The 15,324-nt window shown below is 67.3% G+C and carries 15 protein-coding genes; 6 read left to right on the top strand and 9 right to left on the bottom strand.

Annotated elements, in window-relative coordinates; genetic code table 11:
* The first annotated feature begins 252 nt into the window (after positions 1–252).
* Positions 253–966 (top strand): DUF4166 domain-containing protein, encoded by a 714-nt coding sequence (locus AC5RTT_RS17560; protein ID WP_494146266.1) that lies wholly within the window; start codon positions 253–255, stop codon positions 964–966.
* A gap of 33 nt (positions 967–999) precedes the next feature.
* Here the strand turns inward: AC5RTT_RS17560 and AC5RTT_RS17555 are convergent, their stop codons facing one another.
* The 5 genes from AC5RTT_RS17555 to AC5RTT_RS17535 all read right to left on the bottom strand — a co-directional run bounded on the left by AC5RTT_RS17555 (position 1,000) and on the right by AC5RTT_RS17535 (position 5,405).
* The gene (locus AC5RTT_RS17555) at positions 1,000–2,064 is read right to left on the bottom strand and encodes a uroporphyrinogen decarboxylase/cobalamine-independent methonine synthase family protein (RefSeq protein WP_494146265.1); all 1,065 of its coding nucleotides are present in this window, start codon (positions 2,062–2,064) and stop codon (positions 1,000–1,002) included.
* Positions 2,061–2,468, bottom strand: a complete 408-nt coding sequence (locus AC5RTT_RS17550; RefSeq protein WP_494008749.1) for a chorismate mutase — start codon at positions 2,466–2,468, stop codon at positions 2,061–2,063. The genes AC5RTT_RS17555 and AC5RTT_RS17550 overlap by 4 nt, the downstream gene beginning before the upstream one ends.
* 102 nt (positions 2,469–2,570) lie before the next feature.
* Positions 2,571–3,698 (bottom strand): tRNA 2-thiouridine(34) synthase MnmA, encoded by a 1,128-nt coding sequence (gene mnmA / locus AC5RTT_RS17545; RefSeq protein WP_494146264.1) that lies wholly within the window; start codon positions 3,696–3,698, stop codon positions 2,571–2,573.
* Positions 3,699–3,841: 143 nt separating this feature from the next.
* Entirely contained in the window at positions 3,842–5,071 is a 1,230-nt protein-coding gene (locus AC5RTT_RS17540; protein WP_494146263.1) for a cysteine desulfurase family protein, read from the bottom strand.
* A gap of 97 nt (positions 5,072–5,168) precedes the next feature.
* On the bottom strand, positions 5,169–5,405 hold the full coding sequence (locus tag AC5RTT_RS17535; protein ID WP_494146262.1) for a hypothetical protein: 237 nt from the start codon (positions 5,403–5,405) through the stop codon (positions 5,169–5,171).
* An 83-nt stretch (positions 5,406–5,488) separates the two neighbouring features.
* Here AC5RTT_RS17535 and AC5RTT_RS17530 point away from each other — a divergent pair, with 83 nt between their 5' ends.
* The 4 genes from AC5RTT_RS17530 (at position 5,489) to AC5RTT_RS17515 (ending at position 8,622) form a co-directional block, all read left to right on the top strand.
* Entirely contained in the window at positions 5,489–6,436 is a 948-nt protein-coding gene (locus AC5RTT_RS17530) for a J domain-containing protein (RefSeq protein WP_494146261.1), read from the top strand.
* Positions 6,437–6,472: 36 nt separating this feature from the next.
* Complete coding sequence (locus AC5RTT_RS17525) at positions 6,473–6,940, top strand: tRNA (cytidine(34)-2'-O)-methyltransferase (protein ID WP_494050847.1); 468 nt, start codon at positions 6,473–6,475, stop codon at positions 6,938–6,940.
* A 205-nt stretch (positions 6,941–7,145) separates the two neighbouring features.
* A complete protein-coding gene (locus tag AC5RTT_RS17520; protein WP_494146260.1) occupies positions 7,146–7,754 on the top strand; it encodes a sigma-70 family RNA polymerase sigma factor in 609 nt (202 codons plus the stop codon).
* A 1-nt stretch (position 7,755) separates the two neighbouring features.
* Positions 7,756–8,622 (top strand): anti-sigma factor, encoded by an 867-nt coding sequence (locus AC5RTT_RS17515; protein ID WP_494146259.1) that lies wholly within the window; start codon positions 7,756–7,758, stop codon positions 8,620–8,622.
* Between the two features lie 69 nt (positions 8,623–8,691).
* Here AC5RTT_RS17515 and AC5RTT_RS17510 read toward each other — a convergent pair whose 3' ends face one another.
* From AC5RTT_RS17510 to AC5RTT_RS17495, 4 genes are all read right to left on the bottom strand, one after another.
* On the bottom strand, positions 8,692–9,471 hold the full coding sequence (locus AC5RTT_RS17510) for a PIG-L deacetylase family protein (protein WP_494146258.1): 780 nt from the start codon (positions 9,469–9,471) through the stop codon (positions 8,692–8,694).
* 4 nt (positions 9,472–9,475) lie between these two features.
* Positions 9,476–10,423, bottom strand: a complete 948-nt coding sequence (locus tag AC5RTT_RS17505; RefSeq protein ID WP_494146257.1) for an electron transfer flavoprotein subunit alpha/FixB family protein — start codon at positions 10,421–10,423, stop codon at positions 9,476–9,478.
* Positions 10,424–10,437: 14 nt separating this feature from the next.
* Complete coding sequence (locus AC5RTT_RS17500; RefSeq protein WP_494146267.1) at positions 10,438–11,229, bottom strand: electron transfer flavoprotein subunit beta/FixA family protein; 792 nt, start codon at positions 11,227–11,229, stop codon at positions 10,438–10,440.
* A gap of 238 nt (positions 11,230–11,467) precedes the next feature.
* Positions 11,468–13,096 (bottom strand): S1C family serine protease, encoded by a 1,629-nt coding sequence (locus AC5RTT_RS17495; RefSeq protein ID WP_494146256.1) that lies wholly within the window; start codon positions 13,094–13,096, stop codon positions 11,468–11,470.
* Positions 13,097–13,383: 287 nt separating this feature from the next.
* On the opposite strand from AC5RTT_RS17495, the gene AC5RTT_RS17490 reads away from it, so the two are divergent.
* On the top strand, positions 13,384–15,324 hold a 1,941-nt coding region (locus tag AC5RTT_RS17490), incomplete at its 3' end, for a TPM domain-containing protein (RefSeq protein ID WP_494146255.1).

Here is a 15,324-nt window from a genome sequence, read left to right as displayed (position 1 = left end):
GAGCACCGGCCCCGCCCGGCCCGGCCATTACGCGGGCATTAGTGGTTTACTACAGAGGGAAACAGATTCAACCGAGGAAAAGCCACACATGACGCAAGCGCCGCCGTCAGCGCCGAGCTCCGCCGGTACGGTGTGGAAGTGGTGGACGCCGAACCGCACCAGCTGCCGCCGCGCGTCGCGGACATGTACATCCGGCTCAAAGCTGCCGGTAAATTGTGAGACCAGTAGTGTGTTGCGGCCAGGAGGAGCTTTGTGAACGTGCCCATTTACCAGCAGGTCCTTGGAACGGACTTCGCCAGGTTGCAGCCCGAGCTGCAGGAGTACTTCTCCCTGGTGCCCGGCTCAGGCCGCTACGGCATCGGTGAAGGGACATTCGATGTGGTGGGCTGTCGGCAGGAGTGGCTGCGCCCGCTGCTGCGGCTGACCAGCGGGGAGGAGGCCTTCTTCCCCGAATATGGCGAGAACATTCCGTTCCGGATCGAGAACCACGCCCACCAGGACCCGTTTGGCCGTTCCAGCCTTACCGCCCGCAGGGAGATCCGGTTTCCCGGACGGACCCGGATCTTCCAGGACACCACCAGCGCCACCTTCCGCAACGGGTCTCCGCAGCTGGTGGACTACGTGGGCCGCTACCGCCGCATGGTGACCGACCTGAATCTGAGTGTCACCGCGGAGGGACGGCTGCGCGGCGTCTCGGAAGCCTCCCGGCTGTTCCTTGGCCCGCTTCGGGTGCCCTTGCCGGCGCCGGTCGACGCCAAGGCGTACGCCGAGCAATGGTGGGATCCCGCAGGCGGTACCAATGGCAAGCACCGCATCCAGGTCAAAGTCATCCAGCCGCAGATTGGCTTGGTCCTGGTTTACGCCGGAAGCTTCGACTACCGGTTGCGCCCCTACACCGGAGGCAGCGCAGCCCAAAGCTTCCTTCCCCGCTACGCACAGCCGGACCGCTGGGAGAACAGGGTCTAGGGCGGGCCCGCCCGGGCCGGCCGGCCTTGCCGGTTAGCCCAGGGCGAGCTGGTTCAGCCCGTCCGCCAACTGTGTCAGCCTGCCCAGCACCGCGGTGGCCTGTGCAGGGGTGCGGCCGGCCAGGCCCGCCGACGGCGTGACGCGGAGGGTCCGCAGGGACGACGCCGGCAAGCCAAGCTGCCGCCACGGCCGCCAGACGGATTCGACGCAGTCCGCAACCTTGGGAAGGGTTTCCCCATCCACGTCCAGCGCCCCGGCCCACAGCCGCTTGCCTGCCTCCACCGTCCCGGCCAGGTGCTCCCATTGCCGGGTGGTCAGGGCCTTCAGGGGCACAGCGACGCCGTCCGCGCCGGACGCCAGGATCGGCTCGAAAGGTGCTTCGATGGCGGGCACGGACACCACCACCTCGCCGGCTCCCGCGGCGCGAAGGGCCTCAACCACCAGGCGCCATGCTTCACGGGCCTCCGCGGAGGCAACGGCCCGCAGCGTACGGTAGCCACTGGCAGTAGGGATGGTGCCGGCGAGCACGGCGGCGATATCCGGTTCATCCAGCTGGACCACCAGCCGTGCACCGGGCACGGCTGCGGCTACACGGGCCAGGTACCCTCCTACACCCGCAGCGAGCGACTCAGCCAGGTCCCGCCGTGCACCGTAGTCGACCAGCGCGCGTTCGCCGTTATGCAGGTGCAGGCCGGCGGCCAGGCTAAGGGGGCCTACCAGCTGGACCTTGATTTCCTCCGCGGACGCCTCCTCGGTCCCCGCGACGTCGGCCAGGACGTTGATGTCGGTGGCCAGCGCCGAGGCTGCACGGCGCACATCCTTGCCCGGACGGTCCACGAGCCGCCACCCGTAGGGCTGGACATCCACGGCCAGCTCCTCGAGCAGGGACGCGGTACGGCCCAAGGCATCGGAGCCGACGCCCCGGGCCGGCAGTTCAGCCAGGAACGGCAGGTGCGGGCTGCCGAGTTCTCCACGGATGATCCGGGCAGCTTCCACGGGGTCCTCGCCCGGCCATGGCCCCAGCCCGGTCGCCGTTACTTCCGCCGGCGGGGCCTTCTTGGGCGCGGCGGCGGGTTCGTGCCGTTCAACCACGGTCATGCGAGGGCTGATGCCTGGGGGTGCTGGCCGGAGGCTGCCTGGTGGTCCTCGGCGATCGCCTCGTGGTGGCGGATGACCTCGCCGATGATGAAGTTCAGGAACTTTTCGGCAAAGGCCGGGTCCAGGTGTGCATCCTCGGCGAGCCTGCGGAGCCGTGCGATCTGGGCGGTCTCGCGCCCCGGGTCACCCGCGGGAAGCCGGTGGGCGGCTTTCAGGAAACCCACCTTCTGCGTGGCCTTGAAACGCTCCGCCAGGAGGTACACCAGCGTGGCGTCGATGTTGTCGATGCTGGAGCGGATGGACAGCAGTTCAGCCATCACCGAACTGTCCACCTGGCCGGCCAGGGAGCTGGCGGAGGGATCGTATTCGTCGGAGTCTGGTGAGGGGAGGTTGTGCTGCGTCATGATCCCAGTCTATGGGCAGCGGGACCGATGGGCCGGGTGTTAAGCGCGGGTGCCCGGGGCCGCCCCGGCGCCGGCGGCACAGCTCAGATGCCCACCCGTGGTTTACAGCGCGGCGCGCTGCAGGGACCGGGCGGCGTCGATGGTCGCTTGGCCCAGGACGCGGCTACCCTGGTAGAGGACAACTGTCTGCCCGGGCGCCACGCCGCGGAGGGGGTCTGCCAGCCGGACCACCAACTGGGCGGCTGACTCCCCGTCCGTCTCCATGCGGGCGGCGGCGGGCACCGGGTCGCCGTGGGCACGCACCTGGGCGTAGCAGTCAAACTCCTCCCCGGTATCCACTTCCCGGATGGGCAGGCCCGCCCAGGACACCTTGATGCCGCGGATTTCATCGATGGCCAACAACGCCTGCGGTCCCACGACCACCTTGTTTTCCTTGGGCCTGATCTCGAGCACGAAGCGGGGCTTCCCGTCAGCGGCGGGGGTTCCCAGCTTCAGCCCACGGCGCTGTCCGACCGTAAACGCGTTGGCGCCGGGATGCTCGCCCACCTTGGCTCCGGTCTCGTCCACGATGTCGCCGCGGGTCATCTCGATCTTCTCGGCGAGCCAGCCCGCCGTGTCGCCGTCGGGAATGAAGCAGATGTCATGGCTGTCCGGCTTGTTGGCCACCGACAGGCCGCGGCGCTCGGCCTCTGCCCGGACTTCGGCCTTGGAGGGCGTGTCGGCGAGCGGAAACATGGAGTGCTTGAGTTGCTCGTGGGTCAGGACACCCAGGACATAGCTTTGGTCCTTTGCCCAGTCCGCGGCGCGGTGCAGTTCGCGGTTTCCGTCGGCGTCCTCGATGACCTTGGCATAGTGGCCGGTGCAGACGGCATCGAAACCCAGCGCGATCGCCTTCTCCAGCAGCGCCGCGAACTTGATGCGCTCGTTGCAGCGCATGCAGGGGTTGGGCGTGCGGCCGGCAGCGTACTCATCAATGAAGTCCTGGACCACGTCTTCCTTGAAGCGCTCCGAGAAGTCCCACACGTAGTAGGGTATGCCCAGTACGTCACAGGCCCGCCATGCATCGCGGGAGTCCTCGATGGTGCAGCAGCCGCGGCTGCCCGTCCGCAGGGTGCCAGGCATCCGCGACAGCGCCAGGTGGACGCCGACGACGTCGTGCCCGGCCTCGACGGCGCGGGCGGCGGCAACGGCGGAGTCAACTCCGCCGCTCATGGCTGCTAGAACTCGCATGCTGGCTTTCTGTCGGGGAAGGTTTTGGCCGGCGCCACGTGGCTGGGGACCGGCTGTGCGGATCGAACGGGCAGGCTCCCGGAAACGATCCTCGCCTATCTATTCTACGGCCTCATGTAAAGTGTCCCGCCGCAGATGCCAAGTCAGCGGTTGCCTGGCCCCTGGCGGGCAATGGTCCCGGCCGTCTGGATCGCGGACTCGTGACCGGCCATGCCTGCCTGCCGGGCACGCACGTAGGCATCGGGCAGGGCAGCCAGGAGGGCGTCGACGTCGGCATCCGTGGAAGCATGGCCCAGCGTGAAGCGCTGTGCCCCACGTGCTGTCTCCTCGTCAAGCCCCATGGCCAGCAGGACGTGGGAGGGCCGCGGCACTCCGGCGGTGCAGGCGGAGCCCGTGGATGATTCCACCCCGGCAAGGTCCAGCAGGAAGAGCAATGAGTCCCCTTCGCAGCCCGGGAAGGTGAAGTGTGCGTTGCCCGGGAGCCGGCCGGTACCGGGGGCGCCTCGGAGGACGGCTTCCGGAATCCGTTCGAGGACGCCCTCGATCAGGCGGTCCCGCAGGGCTGCGATGCGCGCCGCTTCATGGCCCAGGTGGAATGTCGCGGCCGCGGCGGCCGCAGCGAAGGCGGCAATAGAGGCCGTGTCCAGGGTGCCGGAGCGGACGTCCCGCTCCTGGCCGCCGCCGTGCTGGACCGGCGTCAGCTTAACCGCGCGGCCCAGCAGGAGGGCTCCCACGCCCACCGGGCCGCCGATCTTGTGGCCGCTGATGGACATGGCGTCCAGGCCGGACTCCTTGAAATGCACGGGAAGCGACCCAAACGCCTGCACGGCGTCCGAATGCACGGGAACGTCCGCGCCATGGGCCAGTTCCACTACGCGATGGATCGGCTGGACGGTACCCACCTCATTGTTGGCCCACATCACGGTCACCAGGGCAATGCTGGCGGGATCACGGGCGAGTTCGGCCTCAAGGAACGCCAGGTCCAGCACGCCCTCGCCGTCCACGGGCAGCCACGTCACCTCCGCGCCTTCATGGCGCTCCAGCCACTCCACGGTGTCCAGCACTGCATGGTGTTCGACGGCGGAACACAGGATGCGCCGCCGCTCAGCGTCCTCCGCCCGGCGGGCCCAGTACAGGCCCTTGACGGCAAGGTTGTCCGATTCGGTTCCGCCCGACGTGAAGATCACTTCGGACGGGTGCGCCCCGGCGGCGGCAGCTATTGTTTCCCGGGCGTCCTCCACCGTCCGGCGTGCCCTCCGGCCCGAGCCGTGCAGTGACGACGGGTTGCCCGTGCGGGCAAGTTCGCGGGTCAGGGCAGCCAAAGCCTCAGCTGAGAGCGGGGTGGTTGCAGCATGATCGAGGTAGGCGGGCACCCTGTAATTCTAGCCGTTTCGGGCCCTGCGGCTTCCGGCAGGCAATCCTTGCACGGACAGTTTCGGGACATCGCTCACCTGGGTGCCGCCTGGCAGCCTAGTTCGACGACGGCAGGACCTGGAGCCGGGTGCCGACGTCGGCGCGGGCTCCGGCGAGGGAGGCGGCATCGGGACAGGACACCGAGACGTAGACAGATGCGCCCGCCGTCGCCAAGAGCCGCGGCTGCCAGCACCGCCCTCCACCCGCCGTCGATGGCAGGCCGTCCGGCCGTGCCCCCACGAGTCCAGACTGCCGGAAAGCGGGAACCTGCGGAACCAGGACGGTCGTTGTCACATCAGGGCCGGCGGCAATGCTGGCTAAACTGGGCTGGCCCGGGCTCCACTCACGGTTCGGACCACAAAGAAAAGGATGTGTGCTTGAGCGAGCTCAACAGCTCCCACTACCAGGTCCTCCAGGTGGCGGTCACGGCGACCGACAAGGAGATCAAGGTGGCCTACCGCCGTGCCGCCCGCACCGCCCATCCGGACCATGGCGGTGACGCTGCGGCCTTCCGCCGGGTGACCGCCGCCTACGAGACCCTCATCGACCCACAGCGCCGCAAGGCATACGACCGGTCCTACGCGGCAGGCACGGTCCGAGAGGCTGCCGACAATGAGGCCCACTTCGACGCCCCTCCCGCGGGCAGCCGTGCGTCAGCCACCGTCCACCGGCCGGGCAGCGCCCGGAACACGGCCGGGGACCCGCCCGTCTACGTACCTGCCTACGACGGCGGGACGCCGGGCAGTGTTCCGCTCATCCCCCTGGCACAGGCCAGCCAGCAGGTACACGGCATGCCACGCAAGCGCGGCATTTTTGGTGCCGAGGCCCGGATCCAGCGGGAAATGCGCACGGTGCAGCTCCTGACCCGCCAGGTCCTGCCGGCGATTCCCGCCGCCCGGCTTATTAACGGCCTCCAGTCGCCGGCGGACAACAGCCACATCGACCATGCGGTCCTCTCCGGCTACCGGTTGGCCCTGGTCAATTCCATGCTCCTTCCCAAGGGCGCGTACGCCTGGGATGGCAGGACCCTGAACCACGGCGCGCGCACCATCGCCCCGCCGCAGCTGGCCCACCTTGTCCGGGCGATGCAGGACATCTTTCCGGAACTGAACGTCACCGGCTGGACCGTGGTCCTCAGCCCCACCGGCAACCTGCACGAGCCCGTCATCGACCACCACCGGCGCCCGTCCGGAGCCCTGGACACCGTCCAGATCGTCAACGCGGCCGGCATGGTCCGGGGCATTAAGGAGTTCCTTGCCTCCGGACCGGCACCCAACACCGTCAATGTCCCCGTCCTGGCCCGGCTGCTGCGCGGCATGCACTGAACGGATTGGCCGGCGGGCTGTCGCTAGGATGGAACCGTGTTCCGCATTCTCTTCCACGCCCCTGAAATCCCCGGCAATACCGGCAACGCCATTCGGCTTGCCGCCATTACGGGGGCTGAGCTGCACCTTGTGGAACCGCTCGGCTTCGACTTCTCCGACGCCAAACTGCGCCGCGCCGGCCTCGACTACCACGACCTCGCCGTCGTCACCGTCCACAAATCCATCGAGGACGCCTGGCAGCACCTGCAGCCGGAACGCGTCTACGCCTTCACGTCGGACGGAACGGCAAGCTACACGGACATCTCCTACCAGCCGGGCGACGTCCTGATGTTCGGCAGGGAATCCGTGGGACTTCCGGAAGAGCTGAAGAAAGACCCCCACGTTACCGCCACCGTGCGGCTGCCCATGCTGCCGGCCCTGCGGTCGCTCAACCTTGCCAACGCCGCCTCCATCGCCGTCTACGAGGCATGGCGGCAGCAGGGGTTTGCGGGCGCACGCATCTGAGACCGCCGGCGTCCTTCCGGCCCATAAAGATTCCTCCGCGCCACCCATCCATATCCCCTTTTGCCCCGAATGACTCCTGGAAGCATTTCCAGGACTGATCAAGGAGCGGCAGGTGACATTACTGGAAGCAGGCTCCCGGGCCGGCCCCACCGGCCGCAGCGGAACCGCTAAGGATTCACCGCCAGGAGACTTATGCTTGGTAGTAATGGAAACTCCCAATGCGCCAAATGCCGAGGCTTCTGCCGCGCTGACAGATCCGCCGGCTGACCTCAGCCGCCGTCTTGCGGTCCTCCTGGCCGGCATTGCCCAGGGCGACCAGGCGGCCTTCGCGGAGTTCTACCAACTGACGTCCCGCAGGGTGTTCGGTATGGCGCGCAGGGTGCTGATCGACCCCGAACTCAGCGAGGACACCACACAGGAAGTCTTCCTGCAGGTGTGGCAGAGCGCGGCAAAGTTCGATCCCGCCGCCGGCAGCCCGCTGTCCTGGCTGATGACCATTTCGCACCGGCGTGCGGTGGACAAGGTCAGGTCCTCCCAGTCCTCAACGGACCGCGAGGCGAAGTACGGGGCCAGCACCCAGGACATTGACCATGACACGGTTTCCGATGAAGTGGGCAGCAGGCTCGAAGCCGAAGCGGTTGTCCGCTGCCTGGGAACCCTGACCGAAACCCAGCAGGAGTCCGTACGCCTGGCATACTACGGCGGCCTCACCTACCGCGAGGTGGCAGAGCGGCTGAACGCAGCAGTACCAACCATCAAGTCCCGCATCCGCGACGGACTGATCCGACTGAAGACCTGTTTGGGGGTGAGTTGAGATGACAGAGATGAACCAAGGGCCCAGCGGCCGCTCCGGGGCTTTCGGCGACACCGTATCCACGGACCTTGCTTCCGGCCGGGCCCTGGACCTGGCGGAACTTTATGCCCTGGACGCCGTCACGGACCACGAACGCCAGGCGATTGAGGACTACATCTCGTCCGCCCCGGACTCGGAGCGGCTTGCCTTCCTGGAGCGTGTCCGCCAGGCACGCGAGACCCTCGCCACAACCTTCCGGTACGAGGAAAAGCCCCCGGCTGACCTCTTCAACCGCATCGTCGCCCAACTGCCGGACACCACCGATATGCGGCAGGACGGACAGCCCGGCGCCGGGGCTACCCCTGCGCCGCCGGCCATGGTTGCAGGAACGGCCAGCGTGGATGAACTGGCCGCAGCACGGCAGCGGCGGGAGGAACGGCGCAGGCCCGGTGGAGCGCGCCGCTGGCTTGCCGGGGTTGCCGCCGCCGCAGCAATTGCGCTGGGCGGGGTCGGAGTGGGTTCCTACCTTGCCGACCAGAACGATCCCGTAAACCAGGTGACCCGGGCCGGCGACCTACGCGAGGCGTCCGTGGATGTGTCCGCCGGCGGCACCGCCACGCTGCTCATCTCGGCATCCGAAGACGCGGCGGTGGTGAAGATGAACGACGTTCCCGCCCCGCCGGAGGGCAAGGTCTACCAGATGTGGCTGATCCCCAAGGACGGCTCGGCCCCCGTCTCGCAGGGCCTGATGGACGAGGACGCGCTGTCCAAGCCGGCCGTGGTTCAGGGCATCTCGTCCGCGTCCGCCCTGGGCATCACGGTGGAACCGGTGGGCGGGTCCCAGTCCCCCACCCTTCCCACAGTGGCTGCAGCACCCCTGGGCGCCTAGCACCGCGCCAGAGACAGCAGAACGCCCCGTCCCCTTCGCTGGAAGGGAACGGGGCGTTTCCTGTTGCGGCTAGAACCCGGCGATAGTGCCAGGTCCGTTGATTGCCACCACGTGGAAGGCTTCCGCACTGCTGCCCTCGGGGAATCCCGCGCGCGCCGCGTTCGCGCGCATTCCGTGGCGGACGGTGGCTTCCATGGCCTCCACGTCCGGGTGCTGGCTGACGTGGACGTGGATGGCGGCCAGCTTGGCCTCCACCTGGCCGGTGACGTCCACGAAATGGTTTTCCCGCTCTTCCGGACCGGCATACAGCCAGAGCCAGGGCAGTTTGAAAGCTTCGAGCCCGGACTCTGCCAGTTCCGGGTACGCGAACGGGTTCTCCAGAGCGGGGTAAACGGCACGGGTCACTGCTTCTCCCACCGCCAGATGGTCAGGGTGGCTCTTCTGGATGCGCCGCCAGTTCCGCTCGGGGTGCATGGAAAGCACGACGTCGGGCCGGACCTTCCGGATCAGCCGCACCACTTCCTTCATCACCTCATGAGAGGGTTCCAGGTACCCGTCACGCTGGTGCAGGTAATGGATGTCGGTGACACCCACCAGTTTCGCGGCGCGGCGCTGCTCGGCGTCGCGCAGGGCGATAATGTCCGCGCGGTGGGCGGGGTCGAAGCCGCCGGCATCGCCGTCGGTCATGATGCAGTAGCTCACCTCAACCCCCGCAGCCGTCCAGGCCGCGATGGTGCCGGCGGCGCCGAAGTCGATGTCGTCAGGGTGCGCCGCAAAACAGAGGACCCGCCCAACCCGGTCCGTGGCCGGGTTGAACGGGCTCTGTGCCTGCAGGTTCAATGCAGTCAAAGATTCAGCCCTTACGCTTCTTGATCTCCGCGGTAGCCTGCGGCAGCACGTCGAAGACGTCCCCGATGATGCCGAAGTCGGCGATTTCGAACACCGGCGACTCTGCGTCCTTGTTGACGGCGACGATGACCTTGGAGGTCTGCATGCCGGCCTTCTGCTGGATGGCACCCGAGATGCCTGCTGAGATGTACAGCTGCGGCGAGACAGTCTTGCCGGTCTGGCCCACCTGGGCGTCGTGGCTGATCCAGCCGGCGTCGGTGGCGGCGCGTGACGCCCCCACCGCTGCACCCAGGGCGTCGGCGAGCTCCTCCACGGGTCCGAAGTCGCCGTCCAGGCCGCGTCCGCCGGCAACGACGATGCGGGCGTCGGTGAGGTCGGGCCGGCCGCTTGCCACTTTCTGCTCGCGGGCAGTGATGCGGGCGGCCGCTGCAGTCGCGGGCACTTCCACGGTCAGGGTTTCAGGTGCCGACGGAGCGGCGGCGGGCTCGGGGGTGACGTTGTTGGCCTTCAGGGTCACAACGGACACGGCGGTCTTGGCCTTGCAGGACGTGTTGTAGGAGCCGGCCAGGACGGACTTGTGCGCCGTTCCGTCGGCGTCCACCCCCACGGCGTCGGTGATGACGCCCGCGTTCAGGCGGATCCCCACGCGGGCGGCAATCTCCTTGCCCTCGGGCGAGTTGTCCAGCAGGACGATGCCGGCACCCGTTGCGTCGGCTGCGGCCGCGACGTAGGCAGCCTTGGGAGCGACCAGGTAGTCATTCAGGTCCTGGGCGGAAGGCCGGACCACCGTGCTGACGCCGTATTCGCCGAACGTTGCCGCGGCGCCGTCCGAGACCTCTCCATTGACGGCAACAACACTTTCTCCCAGGGTACGGGCAAGCGTCAGCAGCTCCAGGCTGCTCTTCTTCAGTTCAGCACCGGGGTTGTCAAGAAATACGAGTACTTTTGCCATGTCTGTGATCCCTCTTAGAGCAGCTTCTGTGCGGCCAGGAAGTCGACCAGCTTGATGCCGGCGTCGCCTTCGTCAGTGATGATGGTGCCTGCGGTACGCGGCGGCCGTTCCTCGGCGCTGACCACGCTGGTCCAGGAGCCGCTGAGGCCCACCTGGGAGGGGTCCACCCCGATGTCGGACAGGGTCAGGGTGGTGATGCTCTTGCGCTTGGCAGCGATGATGCCCTTGAAGTTGGGGTACCGGGGCTCGTTGATCTGGTCCGTGACGGACACGACAGCGGGCAGCGGCGCCTCCACGGTCTCCGAGGAAGTGTCCGCATCCCGCCGGGCGGTCAGCCGTCCGCCGGACACCTCAAGCGACGAGGCGAACGTGACCTGCGGCAGGCCGAGGCGTTCCGCCAGCTGCGCCGGCACCAGCGAGGTTTCGCCGTCCGTGGAGGCCATCCCGGTGATGATCAGGTCCGCCTGGCCCACGTGGCGGACAGCCGCCGCCAGCGCCAGGGAGGTTGCAGCGGCATCCGAACCCGCCAACGCATCGTCGGAAAGGTGGATGCCCTCGGTGGCGCCCATCTGCAGGGTCTTCTTGACGGCGTTTACCGCGCCTGCGGGGCCCATGGTGAGTGCGATGACCTGGTTGCCGGCCTTGCTTCCGCCGCGCGCCTCGGCCAGCTGCAGTGCCGCCTCCAGCGCGTATTCGTCAAGTTCGGACAGGATGCTCTCATCGCGGTCCGTCGTGAAGCCCTCCCCGTTGAGGTGACGGTCGAACTGGGCGTCCGGTACATGCTTGACCAGGACGATGATCTTCAATGTATCTTCCACTGTATTGACAGCAGCCTTCCATGCTTGTGGACAGCCAGCCGGGTGAGGTCATGGCCGCGGGATGCCCGGCATACGGGTAGCTCCTAGCTAACCACAAAGGCGCGCCCCAGTGCCCTCTTCCGTTAACGCCTGTGTCAATACCCCTTGCGGACGTCACGACGGCGGCGTCCCCGCCCAAGGTGGGGGCACCGCCGTCGTACTGTCTGCTGGTCCTGGCTTATGGCGCCTAGCTGGCCGCGGCGCCAAGCGTGACGTCGACGGCTTGTTCCTCGCCGTTGCGCAGGACCGTGATCTTCACCTTCGACCCGGCGGGCTGTTCGCGGACCGCCGCGGTCAGCTGCTCGGGTTCACTGACTGCGAGGTCGTTGAACCTGGTGATCACATCGCCCACCTTGATCCCGGCCCTGGCTGCTGCCGAGTCAGGCTCAACGGTGGCGACCTCGGCGCCCACTGAAAACTCGGACGACGTGCTGGAGGCGGCCTTCGGCTTGACACTGACACCCAGCTGGCCGTGGGAAGCCTTGCCGGTGTCGATGATTTCCTGGGCGACGCGCTTGGCGTGGTTGATCGGGATGCTGAAGCCTACGCCAATGTTTCCGCTGGTGGCCGATGCGCTGGAACCTGCGGAGGCGATGGCCACGTTGACGCCGATGACCTCACCGCTGGTGTTGACCAGGGCCCCGCCGGAGTTGCCGGGGTTGATGGCCGCGTCCGTCTGGATCACGTTGATGGAGATCTCACCCTGGCCCGCCGCCTGCTGGCTCTGTCCGCCGCCCGGAGGCGCGAACTGGAAGCCGCGCTCGTCGCCGCCCTCTGCGTTGTCGCCCTCTTTGGGGGCTGCTGCCGAGGCCACGCTGATGGTCCTGTTGAGGGTGGAGACGATGCCGTCGGTGACCGTTCCGGTGAGGCCGAGGGGGGAACCAATGGCGATGGCTGTGTCGCCCACGTTGAGCTTCCCGGAATCTCCCAGCGTGGCGGGCGTCAGGCCCGAGCCGGCGTCCACCTTGATAACTGCGAGGTCTGAGAGCGGATCGGTACCCACCAGCTTGGCGGGGATGACCCGGCCGTCACTGGCGCGGACCTCAAGGGCAGCATTCGCCGTCTGGCCGTCGAGGGTGACCACGTGCGTGTTGGTCAGGATATGGCCCTCGTCGTCCAGCACGATGCCGGACCCGGTGCCGCCCGCACTGCCGCTGGATGCACTGATGGTCACGACGCTCGGCGATGCCTTCACCGCCGCTGCCGTGATCTCGTTGACTGAGTCCTGGTTGTTGACTATGACTGTGCCGGGCTGGCTGTTGCCGCTCACGGCCGTTGAGGATCCGGTATTACCGAAGAACTCCGCCGAACCGACGGTCGCCACGCTGCCGCCCACCAGGCCGGCAGCGAGGATGCTGGCCACAAGGGTTCCAACGCCGAAACTGGCCTTCCGGCGCGGCGCATCCTTGGGGTTTGGGGTATAGCCCGTCGCTCCCCCATACGCGGCCTGGCCGCCCTGGTCGTGGTGTCCGGGCTGCTGGTAGCTGTGCTGCGGGTACTGCTGGGCGGACTGCTGGCCTTGGCCGTAGCCGGCCTGCCCGTAGAACGGCTGGCGCTGCGGGTAGTCCGGGCGGGGCCCACCGGGCAGTTCCTGGGTGGGATTCGTGCCGTATTGCCCCAGGTCTTCGGTGGGGTGCTGCAACGGCGGAGTACCCTGTCCGCTGCCAGCCGGGGCTGTCCCGTCCGCTTCCGCCGCGTTGTCCGCATGCCGAGCCTCCGGGGTCCGTTCCCCTTGGCGGGCGGAGTGCTGCTCCCAGGGGTTCTGGCGGCCGGCGGGGCCGTCCGGAGCCGGTCCGGGAGTTTGGTTCTCAGTCATGGGACTTCCTTTCATCCTCTTCTGCATTAACTATGGCCCCCTTGGCTGGATCAAGCTCGGATGTTTGCTGAGAGCTTCCTGAAGGGTGCGTGCGGCCCTTCAGAACCGGTCTTTCAGCTTTTCGCTGCTGGCATATTCGCCCCAATGGACGGTGTGTGGGGTGCACCATAGAATCAAGATGAATTGCCACAGCGACCTGCGGCTTCACACCAGGCGTGGGGGCGCTGTTGGATTCTGAGACGACTGATTCGTCCCGAATCGGTGTCAGGCGTGCTGAAGGGTTGCACATGCGGTCAAAGTTCATACGTACACTCGCCGTGATCGGCCTTGCGGGCCTGTTTACGGTGCCGGCCGGCGCGGCCTGGGCCGAGGACCCGGTCACTCTGGATCCCGCAACCAAGATTGTGGACTCCGCTGGCGTCCTGGGGCCTCAAAAGGGTGAAGTCCAGGAAGCCATTAAGAAGCTTGGGGCCGAGCATTCCACCGTGCTCCACGTCGTGACGGTCAAGAGGTTTGAGAACCCCAGCGACCGCGAGGCCTGGACGGATGCAGTAGCGGAAAAGGCCGGGCTTGGGTCCAATGCCCTGATTTTCGCGATTGCTACGGACTCCCGCCAGTACACGCTCAATAAGGGCGGCAGCAAGATTACCAATGCGCAGCTCGAAAATATCAAGAGCAAGGCCATCGGCCCGCAACTTGCCAATGACAATTACGCACAAGCAGCAATTAACGCTGCCGCCGCAATTGGTGATGCAGCAGGCGGTGGCAGCGGGAACGTCCCCGGTGACGGCGCCGGGGCGGCTGTCCTGGTTGGTGCGGGCGTAGCCGCCGCAGGCGGAGCAGGTGCCTACCTGTACTTCCGCAACAAGCGCAAGAAGACCGCCGGGCAGGCCTCAAGCGCCAGCTACGGGCCCCAAGGAGAGCACGTAGACCCGCTCGCTTCGCTGAGCGTTGAGGAGCTGCGGCGCAAGAGCGGTTCGCTGCTGATCGAAGCCGACGACGCCATCAAGTCCAGTGAGCAGGAGCTCATGTTCGCGCAGGCGCAGTACGGGGACGCCGCCGTCGGAAACTTCACCAAGGCGCTGGACGAAGCCAAGGGCCACATGAGCGAGTCCTTCAAGCTCCAGCAGCAACTGGACGACCACATCCCTGACACCGAGGAGCAGCAGCGCACGTGGTACGGCGAGATCATCCGCCGTTCCGAGGCTGCCCTGGCCTCGCTCCAGGAGCAGAAGGCGGACTTCGATTCCCTGCGCGAGCTTGAAAAGAACGCTCCGCAGGCCCTCGCTACTGTTCACGCCGGCGCGCGTGAGGCCGATGCAAAGATTGCCAGCGCCGAGCAGTCTTTGATCACCCTCCGTGAGAAGTACGCTGAAAGCGCCCTGACGCAGGTGTCCGACAACATCCTGCAGGCCAAGGAACGCCTGGCCTTCGTCCAGAACGCCACCGCCACCGCTGAGCAGAAGCTCAGTGAAGGCGATGGCAGCCTCGCGGCCGTTGCCGTCCGTGCAGCCGAAGAGAGCCTGCATCAGACCAACGTCCTTTTGGACGCGATCTCCAAGGTCTCGTCCAACCTCGACGAAGCACGGAACACGCTCGAGGCCGCGGTGGTGGACACGTCACAGGACCTCGCCCAGGCACGCGCCATGATCCAGTCCGGGGCGCACCCCGAACTGGCAGGGCCGGTGGCCGGCGTGGAGGCTGCGCTGGCGCAGGTGAAGTCGGAGATCCATGGCGGCAAGATCGATCCGATCGCAACGCTCCAGCGCGTGGAAACGGCCCACCAGTCGCTCGACCAGGCCCTCACAGGCATCCGGGACCAGCAGGAACAGTCCCGCCGTGCGCAGGCCTCGCTCCAGCAGACCATCATGTCCGCCCAGGCCCAGATCAGCGCCACCTCGGACTACATCACGGCCCGCCGCGGCGGCGTGGGAACCGAGGCCCGGACCCGGCTGGCGGAGTCGCAGCGCAACCTGGACTACGCCCTCTCCATCTCGCGGACCGATCCCGTAACGGCCCTGACCTACGCCCAGCAGGCACACGCCCTGGCGGCGCAGGCAGCCCAGCTGGCACAGGCCGACGTAGACCACTTCGGCGGCTACGCCAACCAGGGCTACGGCCGCGGTGGCATGTTCGGTGGCGGCGGTGGCGGCGGCCTTGGCGGTGCCATCCTGGGCGGCATCCTCATCAACTCCATCCTCAACGGTGGAGGCGGAGGCGGCTGGGGC

Source organism: Arthrobacter sp. Y3221157, from assembly GCF_059089865.1.
This window is presented reverse-complemented; position numbering and strand designations above follow the sequence as displayed.